Here is a 16,937-nt window from a genome sequence, read left to right on the forward strand (position 1 = left end):
TTGGGACGGCGGTAACGACCGTCGGGAAGGTAGTCGGTCTCGATCCTCATCTTGACCTAGGACTTATGGATTTCCGTAAACTTCGGTGTGGGTATTGCAGCGAGCGGTCACTTGCCGCCACGCATGTGCTCAACGAAAATGGCGTCAACGCAATTACCTACGGCATCATTGGACATGTCGTGACCAAAGTTACTATCGAGGGAAAGACCTATTTCACCGACCCTGATTACGGTGTCGGCCCCTATCTCGCCGACACGCCACGAGATAAAGTTCGCGATATCTATCTTCATAGCTCCGTCCCCAAACTTGCCGAAGCCGTTGCAGATATTGTCGCCGATAAGACGAACGATCAGCCTTACTTCAACCCTGAGTTTTTCGATCAAGTTCGCAAGGACCGGCGAATCCTGATCCGTGCAGCGGATGCGGCGGGCGCAATACTGGTCCTTGCTGGGCCCGCCCTTATGATCGCCGGGACTGCCAGACGGCGGCGGCCAAGCGGTCTCGAGATGGCTCTATTTGCGAGAACGCAGGCCTGAGAGCCATACTACACGGACGAATAGATGGCTCTCCGTATGTTGGGACGTTGGTGTGGAGCAGCGCGCCAGTTGCTGACGAGCATGGAAGCCTCCAATGCTATACGGGGGGTTACCGGCGCTTCAGGCCGGATTAGTCTAGCGCCTGGCCGTCGCGCCAGCATGCTGTCCCATGGTGGGCGTCCTTCTTGCCAAATGTAAAAACAGTTCGGCGGGGTCGATTGGCTAGGCAACATGAGGATGCTACTAGTCCGGCCACGAACTGCGGGTGATGCGGATGACAATGGTGCCGAGGAAATATCAGCCTCATATCGATGGGCTGCGGGCGATCGCTGTCATGGCGGTCATCGCCTTCCACTACGGTGCGACTTGGCTTCCTGGAGGTTTTACCGGGGTAGACGTATTCTTCGTTATTTCCGGATTTCTTATAACCGGGAACGTTTGGACAGCAATTCAGCAGCAGCGCTTTTCCATGACGGCTTTTTACGCGGGTCGCATTCGGAGGATTTTGCCAGCGCTATTGCTTTTGGTAATCTCTACTATGGCTGTTGCAAGTTTCGTTCTTACTCCGGGCGACATGAGCTCGCTGGCCACAAGTGCGAAGTATTCTTCCTTCGGATTCGGCAATTTCTTTTTCTACGGGAACACTGGATACTTCGATAGAGAAGCAGATCTCCAGCCCTTGTTGCACCTTTGGAGCCTTGGCGTTGAGGAGCAATTTTATCTGATCTGGCCCATCGTGCTGATCGCCTTGGGCGGATTAAGACCGACACGTCATACCGCATGCGTGTTGTTTGCAGTCCTTTCGTTCGTCGGCCTCGTTTATAGTCAGTACGCCATCGGCACCGACCCAAAAGCGGCTTTCTATCTGCCGGCGTCCAGAGCGTGGGAGCTGTTGCTCGGCGCGACAATGGCCGTGGCGCCGAAAATCACCTCACCCACAATGTCCCGTCTCGCCAACATTAGTGGCGCAGGCCTCGTGGCGACCAGCCTGCTTCTCATCTCGCACGATCAACCGTTTCCCGGTATCTTCGCTCTTCCGGCAGTCGCGGGAGCCGGCCTGCTCGTCGCGGCCAAGAGGGACGACATCTTAGCGACCTTGCTGTCCTTCGGACCACTCGTATGGGTTGGGAAGATTTCATACTCACTCTACCTATGGCATTGGCCGGTTTTGGTCGTCTTTCGCCATTACGCCAACGGAGGCGAGCCGACCAAGATTGAGGCTGCGATGCTGGTCGCGATTGCGTTTATCTGCGCGTGTGCCTCATGGGCTTTCGTCGAAACTCCCCTCCGTAGAACAACGCAGTTTAAACTGCCCTCGTTACTGCTAGGCGCGTTGGCCATGATTGTGACAAGCCTGTCGGCAAACTATGTCACGGCGGCCGTCGGTGGACTTGTCAGCGCACCCAGCGATGAGGCCCGATCAGTCGAAAGTTTAGGCGCGATGTGGGAGTGGCAATGTCCTCAGCGCGTTAGCGTACCCGGCATTAACGATCCGCAATGCGCGTTTGGTTCCAAATGGGAGACATCACCACAAAAGCTGATTTTGTGGGGCGACAGCCACGCGGACCACTTGGCACCGCTCGTCGAATCCTCGCTACCTCCGAATGTCTCGGTATTACTTGTTGATAATTGCCCTGCGGCATTGGGAGGCAGTATAACACGTCACCGCCTCGATATGCCCGACTACGAGAATGAGTGCGCTCGACGTCGCCAGGCTGTGTTCGATATCAGCGCACATGACGCCGCCGTCAAAGGGGTCATACTTGCCGGCAGTTGGGGACCTCTTTTGCCTGATCTTTCGGGTGGGCCTAGTGGGTCAACAGGGCTATCCCGTTTAGAGGTCGGTATTGAAGAAGCTGTGGCGGGAGTTCCGTCCAAAGTTGTTCTTGTTGGTCAAGTCCCGCGCACCGATCTCACGTTTGTTGAGTGCAGAATAGCAGAAGCGTTCAACCGAATTCGGCGCACTTGTCCTGATCCACAACCTGTTTTCGATGCAACACTTCGGAAGTATGGACTCGCTCTGGACTCTCTATTTCAATCGATTGCAGTCAAGAGCCCGCACAGGGTCAGCGCCATTTCCGTCAAGCAGGGACTGTGTGGCGACGGCAGATGCCTTGTGGAGATCAATGGAGAGATGATCTACCGCGATAGCATCCACCTTCGCAGGAACTTGACACAAAAAACCAAAGTGGAACTCGCCCATCGTATTGGCCTTCCGGACGCACTGGATTGGTTATTGCGTTAGCTCAGGCCGAAACTATCGGACCGATGCCGCCCGGAAAAATTCATCCACCTGCTGTTCTGCGAAGCCTAGTGCCTGAAAGCCCATGGCCATCATCGGCTCAGAACGGACAAACAAGCCAGAATATTCGTAGGCAATCTGAACTTCCCTACTCTGCTGTGACACCCATTTATCCACTTGGTCTAATATTCCAAGCGAGAGCAGTTGAAGCTTAAACTGACGAGAGGTCACGCTTGCTGGACCAGGGATTTGCTCAGCAGGAGCCTCCGGTGGCATAAACACGCTTCCACTTTTTTCAAAACCGGCAAAGATGGTGTCGGCAACCGGTACCCACCCTTCCTGATCAGATTGATCTTCGAAGGAAATCGTATCAACTTTCCCGTTGACGATGAATGCCCACTTAGTCACTAGAGCCTCCTCAATTGTACCCAGCTGTAAACATCGATGCTGCCGGAATTTGCCGTGACGCCGAGACCAGTCAATGCCTGAGCGGAGGCAGCGTAGCTTTCTAAGCGGTACGTCTTGCCAGCTGCTAACCGGCAAAAACCGTTCGAACGCGTGCTGGGAGTGTTTGTCGAGCCACCACTGCTAGCCCAAACAGCTTCGCCTACTTGGACCAAACTGCCGTCAGTGACGTTCCAGATGCGACTACTCGACTGGTTCACATTGAAGACCGGCGCGCTCCATTGGCACTCACAATCGGCGGCTAGCGTAAACTGGTTACCGGACAGCGTCACGAGACTGTCAGGATCGTAAACTTCGGTATTGAGTGCGCGGGTCTGCCACCCTGCAACACTCGCCCCACCGTTCGTTCCCGATGCCTTCTGGTCCTGCAACAGGGCTGTCGCCAGCCGAGTCGAGATATTCTGATCGTCTATGATCTGTCGAGTGACGCTCGATTTCCGGAACATCAGCCCGCCGGTCGCATCGTTTCGCCATATAGCCCCATCTACCGGGGCTGACGGGGCAACGCCACTCGGAATATTGAGCGGAGAAAAGGAAGTCGTTGAGGCGGCTAGCTTCAGAAGGCCAGTGAGAGTTCCACCGGAAAGCGCAAGCTTCTGTGCCAGCGCGGCAGTGACTGTCGCGCCGAAATTGGCGTCATCGTTGATGGCGTCAGCGAGCTCTTGAAGGGTGTCGAGAGTTCCCGGCGCACTTCCGATTAGCAGATCTAGGATCTGCCCGACCGAGAGCCTGACCGTTTGACCCGAGAGCATAGCCGGTATCACGTAGTTTCGCGCTGCGCCCGCTGACGGGTTGAGATCTTCAATCGTAATTCCCATGACTTACAAGCTCCGGCCTGCGAGCTGCGCAAGAATACTATAGCGCGGCGCCCAGTATTGATTCCCGCCGGTCAGCATCGAGCTCGTCACAACGACGCCATATCGATCCTGAGCCTGATAATTAAAGAGGGTCTCTTGACTATCCGTCGATCCTCCGGTCACGTTCTCATCAACATATTGAAGGGAATTCGAAGGCTTGCGACTGAAATTATAGATGTGTGTTTCGGTGTTTGAGAGCGCCCCACCGCCGCTACTACCAAGCAATAAGCCCGAAGATCTGCCAACCACCTTAGACGCCTTGTCAACATTTGCCAGATTGGTGATTGTTGCAACATTCGCCGCACTTGTTACCACCCTGGCGACCAGCATATCGTCGTAGCTGCTATCGAACGCCACATTCGCTTCGGGAAGCGAACCGGGATTGTAGCCGACATCTGAAAGATCTTTCAGCACGAAGCCGCCTGAGGGTACCCAACGCAGATGATAGGTTTTGCTTGCGGCCGTGGCGAAGTCGGTCTGCACGGTAGTGACCGTGAATATCCCGCGATGAAGGAAATCGACCCCGGCCGGCACACGCACCTGWCCRGYGGASGGCGAGACGACAGGAATCATTCCGTCAGTCCTGAGAACCTCAGGATAGATGGGCAGGCGCGCGCGGGCCTGCGGCATCAGCACAAAATTGCTCGTATCGCCGCCACCGGTCGCCGCGGATATCAGCTGCTGAATTGCTTGCAGAAGCTGGGCAGTTGCGCCAGGCGTACTACGATCGACGTAAGGGCCATTGGGATCAGCGCTGCCGAAGGGAGGATTGTATTGCATTGATGCCTCGATTTTTAAGGTGTGACGGTGATTAGCAGCTCGTTGCCGTATTCATCGACGATCGGCGTTCCGTCTTCGGTCACCAGATTGTCGAGGTAGATCCATGGGGAGAGGAAGGGGATCGTCCATGCCGGCATTTCGCGCCGGAAGAAGCACAGGATTTGTTCCGCCTCACCGAGCGAGAAGAGAGGATCCAGACCGCATTCGGACACACCAACCTCGAAATACGTTTCCGATGTGTCCCGCACGCGAACGATGACGTAGGCTTCTTCCGCCGCAGCGCCCGTCTCGTGGTACCCACCACATTCCGAAAAGCCGCATTCGAAGATACAAGGCTCCTCGATCTCGACGATGAAACCGAACTCGTAGGCGATCCTTACAAAATCTTCCGGGTGGTTAAGGGGCTCTGCCGCGACCTTGCGGCGAAGCGCGGTCAGGCGCTGCACCGTTGACTGCTCGCCGGTAAAGCATGTCTCCGGAAGGCCGTAATCAGCCTCCCATTCGTCGAGTGTCTCATTCACAGTTTGAGCGCTGGATTCTCCAACCAGCTGCCATGCGCAGGCATAGGCAAAGGCGAATGGCGCCAGGAGCACACGCGTGAAGCGGCCTAATAGTCCATCCAGCGACACCGCCTCGGCGTCAGGGCTTCCCCATGCTGCCCCCGTGGGCCAGAACGAGAGCCCTGCCGAAATTAGATCGTCGCTGGATGGCTGCGAAAGAACATCCGCGGGAAGAGTGAACGCCGCCTGGGATCGTGGCGTAAAGCTGTTCGTCAGCGTATGCGCATATGGTGATTTAGACATAGTCCACGGTTCCCAGGACCGGATACCGGCCGTCTGTGTAGGCGATGTCTTCGATCGGCCAGTTCAGAACGTGGCTTGCCTCACCGGCTACACCGGAGATCGCTTCAGTTATCCAGCTGCGCGAGAGCACGAAGACGTCAGCTGCAACGCCAGGCCGCGCCTTGTCGAACAGCATCTTGGTCAATGCTGCCTCGATCAACTCGCGCACGCCCTGCGTATCATTCGTAAGGTTGGCGATGATGGGGTTCAAAGCCTGCGGGGTCGGCGCTTCCGCCACACTGTCGTTGACACGGATCATTCTCCTGGCATCGACGGCAGCCTGAATAGCCACCACGTCGCCCGAGGTTGGAATGTTATCCGGCCGGTCCTTGAACAGAAAAAATACGACGATGAATGAAGGCGTGATCACGTCTCGATATGCCCACGCCTTCAGGACTCCAGGCACATCGAGGACGGCCTGCTCGTAATCCGTCAGTTTGCCGGCGCCTGGCGGGTTTGCTTTTCGGAACAGGTATCGGGCGCGGAACGCTTCGATATCCTCGATATCGGCGCCGCCACCTAAGCCCGCGTCACCGACGACAAGATCACCCCCCAATGTCGGGTAAAGGCCAGGATCGGACAACGACAATGCGCCCCCGGCATCGCGATTGGTCGCCGCCCCTTTTCCCTCAGATACTACCTCGAAACTGACAGACCCGATAGGCGTGGTCTGCGCAGGCCGCGTCGAGATATAGATCTGTGACCCCGATCCGAAACGGATACCGGCCGGATAGACCCGGTTAGGCTCGCCGCTTCCGACAATCTCACCGGACGACGATGTAGGCTGCTTCTGGAAAATGTTCACGTCGCCGGCGTGCAGCTTCAGCATTGCAAGGTTTGCCGTTCTGCCGAACAGCTGCCGAGCCAGATAGGCCAGGCGCAATTCAACTTCATGCCCGAGACCGGCAAGCACCTTCGCCACCACCGTCACGAAATTGTTCTTCAGGCTGGTATCGGTGCCAGGCGTATATTGGCGGAAGTAACCGCGCGCCCGCGACGAAAGCTCATCCAGCGAGCGGACTGTCCACGCCATCGATCTGTCTCCATAAGTTTTCGAATTTACGCTGGTAGACGCGAGCGCCGTCGCGCCCGTAAAGATTGACGACGCAATCAAGCCGATTGGCCTGCCGGTCGGCTGTCGCAATTGCCTCGATCCGCGACACGGCACCCTGATCGATCAACGGCTGGAGAGCCTCGATCGCATAGTCCTGCGCATCGATCTCGATCCCCTCATAAAGCGAGCGCTTGCGCAGCAACCACCAGCGTGAGCCGAGCGGCCCCTCGCCTTCCATCTGGTCAAAGCTGTCGCCGAACCAGCCCCGGTTTTCTTCGCCGTCACGCAGCTCGCTTTCCTCGACGCGGCGGTCTGTCATCAGATGAATGAGAACTTGTGTTGCCAGCCCCTGCTCGGCACGAAAATCGCCGGGTGCGGTAGGGTGCTCTGGCGAATTCAGCAGGAGATCGCCGACAACCCCATCCCAGCCGATATCCGGCGCGCGATAGGGTTCGGCGCTATCATCCTTGGGAATGATGCGAACCACGGATATCCTCGTTTTCGTAAATCGGGATCAGGCCCCGTTATTGCCGTCGCTGTCGGTGATCACGCCGGAGGCCGTGATGTTGCCGTTCACCTGAAGATCGCCGTTGATGGTCGCCGCGCCGTTAAGAACCCAACCACCGGCCGTCGTCGTGATCGTCCGCCCGGCAACATCGACAATGATCCCTTCCGAGACGAACTTCTGGATATTGCCGAATGCATCGTAGATGGCAGCACCACCAATCGGCAGAACCGGCCGCTTGGCTGGATGCTCGCCACCGATCGCTAACGCGAAGTCGGGCGTTCCGGGCTTGGGCAGAACGTAACCCTTGCCACCCGCTATCGGGCTTGAAGCGAAACCGTGAGGCTCTGGACGATAGATCCGCGTCCAGGCATCGCCGTAGGCGCCGCGGCCGGAGACGAACTGCTGCCCGTCCTTTTCCTCGACCCGGCCATCGAAATCGAGCCGGATCATTCTTCGCTGTACTCCGCATCAACGAGACCGGGAGCCGCGTAGTTGCTGGCATTCTTGCCGCGTGGATTGTCGCCACCCAGCGCCCGGGGATCTGCAAGAGACAGTGTCGCAACGGTCATATCCGCCTGCGAAAAGCTGATGCTTTTGATGATCATCAAACCCTCGATCCCCAGCCAGTCATCCTCGACGTGAACAAGCCAGTTCGGCTGCCAGATCATTCCAGCCTCATCGCGCCAACCGGTGACGGGAAGGTTCGCTGTCACGCTGTTTCCGGCTGCTCGTCGCGCCGACCAAGCGGCCCGCTTCTTCATGCGGTCGATCGTAGTCTCACCCTCATGCGACAGAATGAGAGGTCGGCGACGCTTCACACCCTTGTCTTGAACCGAAGTCTGCGGTCGGAGCTGCTGCTTTCCGCTGCCAATAGTCGCCTGTCCACGCACCTTGGTGTGACTGTAGCGGTTCGATTCCGTGAAGTTCGCAGTAGCCCCCGGGAGGATATTGACGCCGCGCTTCAGTGTTCCCGTATGCATCCCGCCAGGCTTGCTGGCAATCATGATCTGGCCCTTGGGCGTATCGTGGATCAGCGCACCCCGGCCACGAGCCCGACGCTCGATCGAGCTGAAAGCACTTTCGCCGAGCGCGAGCTTGTGGCGCGGCTCCTTCGGAAAGCGCGTCCCGTCTGATTTGATGCCGATACCCAGGCTATCCAGTTCCTTGGCGATCGCCACGATATCCTCGTCGAAAATCTCTCCTGTCGGATGCTCGGCTGAGCACTCGATGAAATCGACGGTCCTCGACACGAGGCTGCAGCCGAGGCTGCGATCATTAGCCTCGTAACCGGTAGCAATGTCGCGGACATAGCCCGTCAGCATCCGCGTTCCGGTGGCATCGACCGCGGCTTCCTGACCGACGGTGATGGGCAAGCCAGGCCCGCTGATCACCAGGTCGAGATTGGCAGAACGCGCCGCCTCTTCGGCGGAGACGTCAATCGTTATGGTCTTGATCGGAGGGAAGCCTGCGATCGTGATCGTCTCGAACATGTCAGCCTTCCAGGGCGTCGAAACCGACAGGCATCAGCATTGGGGTGGACGAACCGGCGATATCGACAAGGCCGCCGGCGCGTAACGCGTCGCCATAGAGTTTGTAGGCAAGGACCGTGGAAGGCATCGAGATACCAGTCGCGATCCAGACCACGGGGACCAGATCGGCAGCAACGTCAGAAATCAGACGAACCGAAAGCTGAACAAGGTTCGAAAGCCATCCATAAAGATCGGCCGCATCAGCGCCGATGGTCGAGACAACGGCGAGGGCTGCATTGCCAGCAGAGGAGACACGCTCCCTGCCTGACCGCGCCTGAGGCCGGGAGATCCACGACACCCGCGCGCCCGCGAGCGCCAGACCCGCCGCAAGTAGGATGCTTCCGGCATCCACCGTTTCGGAATGGGCAAAGACACCAGCTTTTAAGCTATCGAATTCCGCAGGCAACGAAACGCTTTCGCCGATCACCCGCATCAACGATAGGCACTCCGCAGCAAATCCGCTTGCGTCCAGTGCTGGCGCTGCATCGACCCGCGTCCGGAAGTCGGCAGCATCGTCCTCGTCGAGGACAAGGACCGTTGCCAGGTCGGCAAGCCAGGCGCAGATTGCGACGCGATCGACGCCCATCAGAACAACCTCGAAAATCCGGACACAGCTCCGGCAAGCGCATTAACGAAAGCGATTGTCACGTCACCAACCCGAAGGATGGTGCCAGCCTCATTGCTGAGCGGAATTGCCGACAGGTCGAAGGCGATATAGCCCTGCCGATCCTTCTCGCGGGACCGGCGGAAATTCTCCACGTAAGCCATGAACCCGCCATCGATCGGCAAGACGAGACGGCCAGGTCCAATCGCGAGGCAAACCGTCGCGAGGGACAGTGCCTGCCGATCGCTTTCATTGCCGAGCAGATAGGCCGTGACATCGTAGTTCGCCGTCGCAAGTCCCGCCTCTTCAAGGATCGTCCGGCGGCCACCCGCATATTCATGCCGAGCAATTCGCTTGCCAGCGGCGAGAGTTTCCTGATCAACCCAGAAGCGCTCGCCGCGGAAACTCGCCGGCCGCAGATCTCGTGCCCAGTTGCGCATCTCGCTCCCTACTCCATCCCGGCATTCATCGGCCGATTGATCGAAGGCGACATCGAGCGGCCGGTGTCGGCGTTAACGCGGCCAGGGCCTGCAGCACCAAACGATCCACCCCATCGGCTTGCCGCAGCTGCCAGTTCTTTTGCCGCGTTCGAGATCGCTGTACTGACGTCGTAGCCCGCCACCTTAATGAATGCCGCGGAGTCTTCGATATGCTTCCCGGCTTCCTTCCCGCCGTCCGCAACCTTTTGCGCCGCCTCATCCCCGCCGAGATCGATCTTCAGGGCATCCTTGAATTCGTCTTTCGAGGGCATCCGGAAGAGGTCGGACGAGATACCAGGAGCACCGGGCATGCCCGCAGCCTTGGCCTTCTCCAGCGATATCTGGTTTCCGCTGGTCCGGCTATCGGCGTATTGTCCATAGATCTGTGCGAGGCTTGCCCGCGGAGCGCTGACTGCACTCGGCCGGGAACTTGGAGTTGGAACACCGCCACCCGGCAACTTGCGTGGATCGATGTGACTGTCACCACCCGGAAACTCGGGGAGCTGCGGTCCCTGCGGCATGTTCGGACCCTGGCGCATGCGCTTGATGAGTTCAGGGTCGCGATAGCCGCCGGCGAGAGCGAGCTTGTCCGCTTCATCGCTATGCGAAAACGAACCAAACGGCAGGTTCTTCGCCATCCAGGTCTCTGTCGCCCAATATCCGTTGCCCTGCTTGCCGAGCGCGTCCCTGATAGCGCTGCCGTAATCGACGTCTTTCGAGATCGCATCCATGACCGGCACGGCAGGAACGGCTACACCACGGCCGATGCTGTTCATCAGCTTGTCAAAGCTGCTCGACAACCGGTCAACGCTCGCCTGCGTGTCACCAGTCACCCGAGCGAGGTCGCGGAAAACCGTTCCATCGACGTCTGTTTCATTGACCGTCTTCAGGAACTTTTCATAGCTGTCCGCGCTGGTCATCAGCGACTGCATGCCGAGGCGGAACTGCTCGTCTGTGAACAGCAACGGCAGCTTGCTAAGGTCGCCCTTCACCGCCTCTTTCGAGATCCGAACGAATGCAGAAACGGTATCCTCGCCGCTCTTGCGGGCAGCATCCATCTCCTTGCGCAGATCGATGCCCATCTTCGAAAACTTCGTCGCAGTGTCGGCAGAGTAGATCTTGCCGAACACATTCTGCGCATAGGTCGCAGCAGAGGATGCCGAACCGGTGTCTTCGCGGATGGTCTGCAGAATTGCCACCAGCTTTTTGAGACCATCCTCGCCAGTGTACCCGAGCGACGAAAAAGAGTTCGCCAGATCGGGAATATAGGTTGCCATGTCCTTTAGCTCGAACTGACCAGCCTTGCCCCCGGCGACCATGATGTCGAAGGCATGCTGCATCTGGCTGGTTTCCAGCTTCAGCGCCGAAGCCGCCTTGATCGCTGTGTTGGCGATATCGTCGGTGGCAGCGCCAGAAGCCTGCGCCGTGGCTAGAACGGACGGCAGGAAAGCCATAGCCTCCTTCAGGTCCATGCCTGAGGCAACCAACGTATCGAGCGCAGTGACGCCGTCGCCGACGCCCATGGCGAGCTGCTTCGTGACATTCTGGATGTCACCGAAGGCCTCCTTCGTCTCAGCAGCGCTGGCGTTCGCCGTGATGCCAATCCGGTTCATTTCGCGCTCTATCGCCGCAAAGTCCTTGAGGGCCTTGGCTGCTCCGAAAGCCAGAGCCGCGGGTGCCGCGTACCGAGCCATTGCGCCGAAGGCCGCCTGACTTCCTTTCGCCAACATCCCTTGCGATCGGTTGAGTGCCGTCGCACGCTTGTTGATGTCCGCCATCTTGTCGGAGACACCCTTCAGCACACGGCCGGTCTTGTCGACCGCCGAGATCTTCAAGCGTGCTTCGACTTCGCGCGTCATGGCTTACCCTTTCGCAAAGATCATCGCGCGGCGGACCCACCACGCAAGTTCCGATAGCGTCATCCGTTGGACTGATGCGGCATCCCATCGGAGAATGAAGACGAGCTGGTCTGCGGCGCTGGCGAAGCTGCCGACGCCGCCGGCAGGAAAAAATCGCAGATGGCATCCTGCAGTGCCTTTGTATCGGCAAAGTTCAGAGCGGTGAGATCCTTGTATTCCGGACGCCGCACGAGCCGTTGGGCATACTCGTCGATGATTGGCCAGAAGGTGAGGATCACTTTCCCGCCATGGCCGTTCGGTTGGGCTTCCTGCGGGAACCCAAGGCCGGACATGACGATGTCCTGATAGTTCGGCTCGCGAAGCGTGATGCTATCGAAAGGCGTTTCACCGGGCGGCTCATATCGCTGCGAGAGCTTTATCGTCTTGTCAGCCATGATCAGCCGCCCGTCTTACGATAGGCTTCGCCGACGATCGTCAGGCCGGACGCTTCACCGTTCATCCGGTTAGCCTCGTGAGTACCAGTGAAGGCTGCATCAATGAAGTGATGCGTAACGCCGGTGTGCTCCTCGTTGATGACGATGTTCTGCCGAGGAGCTTCCAGCAGCTCGTCAGCGTCGACATCATCGCGGAAGGTGACGGTTGCGCTGGGTGACCGCGGCGTGAACACACGATCCATCGAGCCATCCTGGTTGGTGGTGGCCTCCGACGACGATCGGCCTGCCGACGTCGTGAAAGTGCCACGCAGAGCAAGCATCTTGCCGCTCGCAAGGCGGACATTCATCCGTCCGCCGAAATCCTTACCAGCCATCGCTGTTTCTCCTGAAGACTATAAGAGGTGAAGTAGGCGCCGAACGGCACCCACTTTTGTTATGCGCGGACGCGCGCTAGGCCGGCGAAGATGTCGAGCGGATTGGCCCGGTCGATCGGAAGGACGATGTTCACCCGGTTGCGATTGTCGAGATCCCGTGTAACGGCGATCTCATCGAGCAGAGCTTGCGAGGCCTCGACAACACCACGCGTCTGAAGCTGAACCGTAGAATTCACCAGCGTCGCCTTGATGTCCCGCACCGTGCGAAGGTTCGGATTGCTTGCCGGATTGTCATCGACGATCGCCTTGTTCGAATGCTCGTTCGCCAGCGCCGCTCGGTGGAACTTCAAGCTATAGGTCAGCTGGTAGACCGCCTGAATATCCCGGAAGACGGTGTCCGGAACGCCATTGGTTGTTTGCTGCTGTGTGATGACCTTGTCGATCAGCACGTCCCCGCTGCTGTTGACCTTCCACGCCGAGACGCCGTTCTTCAGAAGAACGTCGCGGGTCGTGTAGCCCGGCCAGTAATTCCGGTCGCGAGGCGCCAGGACGCCCTCAACCTTGAGACCAGACTGGTTCACCGAAACGCGGCCATCGCTGCCGCCACCCAAGAAGGGAGCGATCCGGGCAACGCAAGCCGCGAGAAACTCATAATCGGGCGTGGCCATGCCGGCGTTGCTGAACATCGGCCACATGGAGAGATGCCACGTATCCTTCGCCAGGGCCGAAGCCGTGAGCTCGGAAGTCGTTCCCGTCTTCGGATAGAAAACATGACCGTAGAGCTGCTGGGCATAGGACCAGCGGCCCGACGTGTTGTTGTGGAAATCGTCGAGTTTCGTGCGATTGCTATCGTCCCCGAACGCCGACGTGACGATCTCGAACGGGTTATCCCCCATCGCAGCAAGGATGATCGCAACATCAGGCACGCCTGCACCAGGCGTGCTGGTCGCGAAGGTCAGAATGTTGGCGAAGGCATTACCACCGTCGATAACAGGCACGTTGATGTCGAGCTTCGACGCGTAGATACCTTTGTGGCGCGCGGTAATGGTCACGACATTGGTAGCCGCCGTCGCTGTGAAAGGCAGGCTCTTTTTGGTCGCGGCGTTGAAATAAGCGTTGATCGCCGCTGCGAGGGCAGTGGCTACGGCATTTGCCGAGGTGCCTGCCGCGATGTCTATCGAGACATCCTCGCCGGCGATGGACAGGACGCCCTGCCCCCCGTTGGCCGGAATAGCACCAACAGTCACCGTGCGGATCTCGGCCGTGCCCGTGTCGGCAACGCGGCCCAGATAGAGTTCCTGCGTCGGTGCATTCTGGAAGGTGCGGATCGCCATGCTTTCCAGCATAGAACCGCGGCCAGCCAGAAGACGGGCTTCGTTGACGCTGGAGCAGAGCGCGATCCCGCCCTCAGCAAGCGTACCGGCCGGCAAGCCGTGTCCGAGAAGAATTTCCTTCGTCTCAGAAGAAAACTGGCCAGCCGATTCGACATCGAAGGCAAGGAGCGGTGCGACGATGTCGCTGGGGATGTTGGCTACCATGTCGTCAGTCCTTCTTCTTCGCGGCCTTGTCGGCCTGCTCGTCCGCAGCCTTCGCATCGATCAGGTCGCCATCTCTCACGAGATTGCGTTCGAACTGATCGAGTTCGTTGATCGGCCGACCGTCCTCGGGCCAGCCGCCAGGGATCACGCGGCCGGGAGCCGCGATGTAAGTCTTCTTCATTGGAGGATCTCCGGGTTCTAAGGTCGGACGGCCCGACCCGTGCGGTCAAGTAAGGTCGACGACAGCGCCGGGTATGTCCCCGTCGGCTGCGATGATAAGCCTTTCGAGCGCAGGCGGTGGAACCTGCTGGAAGTGAGCGACAAGCGCGGACAGCGTCGCCTTGGCATAGGACTGAGCTGGCAAACGCGCGAACACCGTTGCAAGCGGCTCCGGCAGGCCGGGAGCGCTGAAGTCGTCATCCCTGATCCCACAATGGAACCGCATCCTGACACGCTGCCAGCGAAGCCCCAGTTCGGGAACGGCGAAGGTCTGCTCTTCGTATTTCACGTCCCGCACGATGTGACGCCACAGCGAGCCGCTCTCGCTGTATTCGAGGACATACCGCACCTGAGAACACAGGGCGGCGAGCACGATGCGCGCCTGCGGATCGGTGGAGGCGATAGCGTCGACGAACGTACCGTCGTCATCGTTGGCCGCAACTGCAAGCTCCGCGACAATATCGAGCGCCGCGTCCGCAACCGTATCGTCGACCGCAGCGGCCGATGCTCTCAGCGAGTATCCAGCCTCCGGCGTGTAGAGCGAGAGAACTGGCGTGTAGCCCTCGGGCGCATCGCGATCGAGATCCTCAAGCGCCGCGGCGCGGCTGTCGAACACCCGTGCCTTGGCGAGCGTTGGGAACCCCTCACCTGACAGTGCAGCTGCGGTCGGGCAAAGCGCCTCGACAGCAGCCAGCCTCAGTGCCTCGGAAGAAAGCATCAGGTTTTCACTCGCGAAAGATACCAGGCAGGACGAAGGCCACCGTCCTCCTCCTTCGCCTCGATTTTCCATGTCTTGCCGGCCGCAACGACGAAGTCTCCGCGGCGCGGCAGATACGGCCAGTCCGCAACATGTGCGGTCAGCACCGCATCATAGGAAACCGTGCCGTTTCGAATTCCAGTGTCAGACGACAGGTGACGTGGGATCCTGTCCGCCGGCGGCTCCAGATCAATCGATCCGGTGAAGTCGAATGCTTCCCGTCCGGGATCGTCAGCGGTCGCGTGATTGACGGTGACTCCGGATATTCTCGGCTGCAACCGGCATCCCGTGTAGTCGAAGATCTCGGCGCACGCCTCCTGAGTGAAGATACGCGCCGTTTCCCAGTCGACCACCGCGTTAGCCCCTCAGTTTCTTCAGCATGTTCTTTGCAGCGGCGATTTCCTTGCCGGCGGCCGCCTTGGCGACAGTATCGTCACCTGCCGCGGCGAGCTTATCGTTTGCCTCCTGAAGCGAACGCTCAGCCGCAGCGATCTGCGCGGTGAGCTCCGCATCACCGGCCGACTGGCCCTGACCGCTGCCAGCCGCCGTGTCCTTCTTCGCCTTCGGTGCCTTTTCGACATCCTTCGCATAGGCGAATTTGTCGTCGATGAGGTGCTGGCCATAGTCGGCAGGAACTTCTATCGCCTCATGCGCCGCCACCGACACATCCTTGTCCCTCTTCAGGACAGATGCTGGGATAATGCCGCCATGGCGAAAGGCGATACCGATTTTCGTTGCCATTGTAGGAACTCCCTTCCTGTTGCCGGAAACCTGCTCGCCAGGCATCGGGAAACAGGAAGCCGGCTGAAGCCGGCTTCCTTTCATCGTATGAACGGCCCCGTTAGGTGAGGGTAAGTTTGCGCAGAACCTCAGGACGCGTGCAGAGCGAGATGGGGTTCGACTGGACTTCCAGGTCGTAGCCCTTTCTGTTGAGCTTCTCGATCATCTGGGCGTAGAGCGGCAGGCCCGGTGTGTTCACCGTGTCGTTGTAGTCGGCAGGTGCGAAGCGCGTGATGTAGAGGTCATCCACACCGGTGATCGCGACACGCGCTTCGTTGGCGGCAATGTAGGGGGCGCCGAGATCTGCGGTCGCTTTCGCGCCGGTCTTGTAGCGCTCCCAAGTCGCGCCGCCCCATTCGAAGACATCCGGAACGTCCTGACGAAGCACGACGGCGGTTGTACCGTAGAGGAACGTTTCGCGTACCGATTTGTGCTGCCAGAGCGCCTTGTGGAAATCGCGACCGGTGAAGCAATGGATGCCACCATAGGGCTCGTCCAGAGAATCTTCGATCGAGTAAACGACATCCTGCCAAAGACCGGTAACAAGGGTGGTATCGACATCGAGTTCCAGCGAGATGGCCGCCGGAACTGCAATGCTGAACGCGCTGTAGAGATCGACGAGGGTCTTTCCGGACTTCGCCGTGACAATGCCCTTCAGAGCACCGACACGCTGGTGTTCCAGCGTCATCTGCAGGTCCTGGCCGTGCCGGGCGGCTTTTCGGTTGACGCGTCCCACTACGGTTTCCAAGGAGCTTTCAGTGCCGAACTCCCTGACGTTCTGAACTTCGTCCGCGATGACGCTGTCGTTGCGCTGGTAGTGCGGGACGTTGATAGGGACTTTTACACGATCATCATCACCGGTCGTTTCGCCGGGACCGCCGCGCTCGGTCGGCTCCACCAGGCCGAGCTTGCCGTTGCGGCGCTCGATCGAGATCATCGTGGTTGAAACGCTGTCTTCCTGGAAAATGCCGCTGGCGCTCACCTGGCCAGGACGATAGGGAACGGCGTTGACGGCCGCCGTCAGGCTTTCAAGACTGAACGGGTCGGAGGTATGAACATTAGGTGCGGTCACGGTCGTTC

At 58.9% G+C, this 16,937-nt stretch carries 21 protein-coding genes; 2 read left to right on the forward strand and 19 right to left on the reverse strand.

What is annotated here, in order from left to right; all coding sequences use genetic code 11:
- Both AC1DNK_RS05625 and AC1DNK_RS05630 read left to right on the forward strand, forming a co-directional pair.
- Window positions 1-536 (forward strand): hypothetical protein (locus AC1DNK_RS05625; protein ID WP_477939905.1); only part of this gene is annotated, 536 nt, incomplete at its 5' end.
- A 274-nt stretch (window positions 537-810) separates the two neighbouring features.
- The gene (locus AC1DNK_RS05630) at window positions 811-2,781 is read left to right on the forward strand and encodes an acyltransferase family protein (RefSeq protein ID WP_477939907.1); all 1,971 of its coding nucleotides are present in this window, start codon (window positions 811-813) and stop codon (window positions 2,779-2,781) included.
- Between the two features lie 12 nt (window positions 2,782-2,793).
- On the opposite strand, the gene AC1DNK_RS05635 is transcribed toward AC1DNK_RS05630, so the two are convergent.
- From AC1DNK_RS05635 to AC1DNK_RS05725, 19 genes are all read right to left on the reverse strand, one after another.
- Entirely contained in the window at window positions 2,794-3,186 is a 393-nt protein-coding gene (locus tag AC1DNK_RS05635) for a hypothetical protein (protein WP_477939909.1), read from the reverse strand.
- Window positions 3,186-4,061 carry a hypothetical protein gene (locus AC1DNK_RS05640; protein WP_477939911.1) on the reverse strand — a complete coding sequence of 292 codons (876 nt, stop codon included), beginning with the start codon at window positions 4,059-4,061 and terminating at the stop codon, window positions 3,186-3,188. Before AC1DNK_RS05640 ends, AC1DNK_RS05635 begins: the two co-directional genes overlap by 1 nt.
- Window positions 4,062-4,064: 3 nt before the next feature.
- Window positions 4,065-4,880: a hypothetical protein gene (locus AC1DNK_RS05645; protein ID WP_477939913.1), complete on the reverse strand. Its 816-nt coding sequence runs from the start codon at window positions 4,878-4,880 to the stop codon at window positions 4,065-4,067.
- A gap of 14 nt (window positions 4,881-4,894) precedes the next feature.
- Window positions 4,895-5,683: a hypothetical protein gene (locus tag AC1DNK_RS05650; protein ID WP_477939914.1), complete on the reverse strand. Its 789-nt coding sequence runs from the start codon at window positions 5,681-5,683 to the stop codon at window positions 4,895-4,897.
- On the reverse strand, window positions 5,676-6,755 hold the full coding sequence (locus AC1DNK_RS05655; protein WP_477939916.1) for a baseplate J/gp47 family protein: 1,080 nt from the start codon (window positions 6,753-6,755) through the stop codon (window positions 5,676-5,678). The genes AC1DNK_RS05650 and AC1DNK_RS05655 overlap by 8 nt, the downstream gene beginning before the upstream one ends.
- Window positions 6,727-7,263, reverse strand: a complete 537-nt coding sequence (locus AC1DNK_RS05660) for a phage GP46 family protein (protein ID WP_477939918.1) — start codon at window positions 7,261-7,263, stop codon at window positions 6,727-6,729. The genes AC1DNK_RS05655 and AC1DNK_RS05660 overlap by 29 nt, the downstream gene beginning before the upstream one ends.
- A gap of 27 nt (window positions 7,264-7,290) precedes the next feature.
- The gene (locus AC1DNK_RS05665; protein WP_477939920.1) at window positions 7,291-7,734 is read right to left on the reverse strand and encodes a phage baseplate assembly protein domain-containing protein; all 444 of its coding nucleotides are present in this window, start codon (window positions 7,732-7,734) and stop codon (window positions 7,291-7,293) included.
- Window positions 7,731-8,774 carry a phage baseplate assembly protein gene (locus AC1DNK_RS05670; protein ID WP_477939922.1) on the reverse strand — a complete coding sequence of 348 codons (1,044 nt, stop codon included), beginning with the start codon at window positions 8,772-8,774 and terminating at the stop codon, window positions 7,731-7,733. Before AC1DNK_RS05670 ends, AC1DNK_RS05665 begins: the two co-directional genes overlap by 4 nt.
- A gap of 1 nt (window position 8,775) precedes the next feature.
- The gene (locus AC1DNK_RS05675; protein WP_477939923.1) at window positions 8,776-9,399 is read right to left on the reverse strand and encodes a hypothetical protein; all 624 of its coding nucleotides are present in this window, start codon (window positions 9,397-9,399) and stop codon (window positions 8,776-8,778) included.
- Entirely contained in the window at window positions 9,399-9,857 is a 459-nt protein-coding gene (locus AC1DNK_RS05680) for a DNA circularization N-terminal domain-containing protein (RefSeq protein WP_477939925.1), read from the reverse strand. Before AC1DNK_RS05680 ends, AC1DNK_RS05675 begins: the two co-directional genes overlap by 1 nt.
- 8 nt (window positions 9,858-9,865) lie before the next feature.
- A complete protein-coding gene (locus AC1DNK_RS05685) occupies window positions 9,866-11,755 on the reverse strand; it encodes a phage tail tape measure protein (protein WP_477939927.1) in 1,890 nt (629 codons plus the stop codon).
- Window positions 11,756-11,814: 59 nt separating this feature from the next.
- Window positions 11,815-12,189 (reverse strand): hypothetical protein, encoded by a 375-nt coding sequence (locus AC1DNK_RS05690; RefSeq protein WP_477939930.1) that lies wholly within the window; start codon window positions 12,187-12,189, stop codon window positions 11,815-11,817.
- Between the two features lie 2 nt (window positions 12,190-12,191).
- Complete coding sequence (locus AC1DNK_RS05695) at window positions 12,192-12,563, reverse strand: phage tail tube protein (RefSeq protein ID WP_477939931.1); 372 nt, start codon at window positions 12,561-12,563, stop codon at window positions 12,192-12,194.
- A gap of 59 nt (window positions 12,564-12,622) precedes the next feature.
- Window positions 12,623-14,101: a hypothetical protein gene (locus AC1DNK_RS05700; protein ID WP_477939934.1), complete on the reverse strand. Its 1,479-nt coding sequence runs from the start codon at window positions 14,099-14,101 to the stop codon at window positions 12,623-12,625.
- A gap of 4 nt (window positions 14,102-14,105) precedes the next feature.
- On the reverse strand, window positions 14,106-14,282 hold the full coding sequence (locus AC1DNK_RS05705; RefSeq protein WP_477939936.1) for a hypothetical protein: 177 nt from the start codon (window positions 14,280-14,282) through the stop codon (window positions 14,106-14,108).
- 45 nt (window positions 14,283-14,327) lie between these two features.
- A complete protein-coding gene (locus tag AC1DNK_RS05710; protein WP_477939938.1) occupies window positions 14,328-15,038 on the reverse strand; it encodes a hypothetical protein in 711 nt (236 codons plus the stop codon).
- Window positions 15,038-15,430 (reverse strand): hypothetical protein, encoded by a 393-nt coding sequence (locus AC1DNK_RS05715; protein ID WP_477939940.1) that lies wholly within the window; start codon window positions 15,428-15,430, stop codon window positions 15,038-15,040. The genes AC1DNK_RS05710 and AC1DNK_RS05715 overlap by 1 nt, the downstream gene beginning before the upstream one ends.
- 4 nt (window positions 15,431-15,434) lie before the next feature.
- Window positions 15,435-15,818, reverse strand: coding sequence for a hypothetical protein (locus AC1DNK_RS05720; RefSeq protein ID WP_477939942.1), 384 nt, complete (start codon window positions 15,816-15,818; stop codon window positions 15,435-15,437).
- A gap of 100 nt (window positions 15,819-15,918) precedes the next feature.
- The gene (locus AC1DNK_RS05725) at window positions 15,919-16,929 is read right to left on the reverse strand and encodes a major capsid protein (RefSeq protein ID WP_477939944.1); all 1,011 of its coding nucleotides are present in this window, start codon (window positions 16,927-16,929) and stop codon (window positions 15,919-15,921) included.
- Between the last annotated feature and the right edge of the window lie 8 nt (window positions 16,930-16,937).

It is taken from the genome of Rhizobium sp. 01N424 (assembly GCF_056399485.1).

Bases quoted from the DNA above. Each gene is read 5' to 3' on its own strand.
- AC1DNK_RS05630 (WP_477939907.1), top strand. From the start codon at position 811: ATGACAATGGTGCCGAGGAAATATCAGCCTCATATCGATGGGCTGCGG.
- AC1DNK_RS05640 (WP_477939911.1), bottom strand. From the start codon at position 4,061: ATGGGAATTACGATTGAAGATCTCAACCCGTCAGCGGGCGCAGCGCGA.
- AC1DNK_RS05650 (WP_477939914.1), bottom strand. From the start codon at position 5,683: ATGTCTAAATCACCATATGCGCATACGCTGACGAACAGCTTTACGCCA.
- AC1DNK_RS05655 (WP_477939916.1), bottom strand. From the start codon at position 6,755: ATGGCGTGGACAGTCCGCTCGCTGGATGAGCTTTCGTCGCGGGCGCGC.
- AC1DNK_RS05665 (WP_477939920.1), bottom strand. From the start codon at position 7,734: ATGATCCGGCTCGATTTCGATGGCCGGGTCGAGGAAAAGGACGGGCAG.
- AC1DNK_RS05670 (WP_477939922.1), bottom strand. From the start codon at position 8,774: ATGTTCGAGACGATCACGATCGCAGGCTTCCCTCCGATCAAGACCATA.
- AC1DNK_RS05675 (WP_477939923.1), bottom strand. From the start codon at position 9,399: ATGGGCGTCGATCGCGTCGCAATCTGCGCCTGGCTTGCCGACCTGGCA.
- AC1DNK_RS05680 (WP_477939925.1), bottom strand. From the start codon at position 9,857: ATGCGCAACTGGGCACGAGATCTGCGGCCGGCGAGTTTCCGCGGCGAG.
- AC1DNK_RS05685 (WP_477939927.1), bottom strand. From the start codon at position 11,755: ATGACGCGCGAAGTCGAAGCACGCTTGAAGATCTCGGCGGTCGACAAG.
- AC1DNK_RS05690 (WP_477939930.1), bottom strand. From the start codon at position 12,189: ATGGCTGACAAGACGATAAAGCTCTCGCAGCGATATGAGCCGCCCGGT.
- AC1DNK_RS05695 (WP_477939931.1), bottom strand. From the start codon at position 12,563: ATGGCTGGTAAGGATTTCGGCGGACGGATGAATGTCCGCCTTGCGAGC.
- AC1DNK_RS05700 (WP_477939934.1), bottom strand. From the start codon at position 14,101: ATGGTAGCCAACATCCCCAGCGACATCGTCGCACCGCTCCTTGCCTTC.
- AC1DNK_RS05705 (WP_477939936.1), bottom strand. From the start codon at position 14,282: ATGAAGAAGACTTACATCGCGGCTCCCGGCCGCGTGATCCCTGGCGGC.
- AC1DNK_RS05710 (WP_477939938.1), bottom strand. From the start codon at position 15,038: ATGCTTTCTTCCGAGGCACTGAGGCTGGCTGCTGTCGAGGCGCTTTGC.
- AC1DNK_RS05720 (WP_477939942.1), bottom strand. From the start codon at position 15,818: ATGGCAACGAAAATCGGTATCGCCTTTCGCCATGGCGGCATTATCCCA.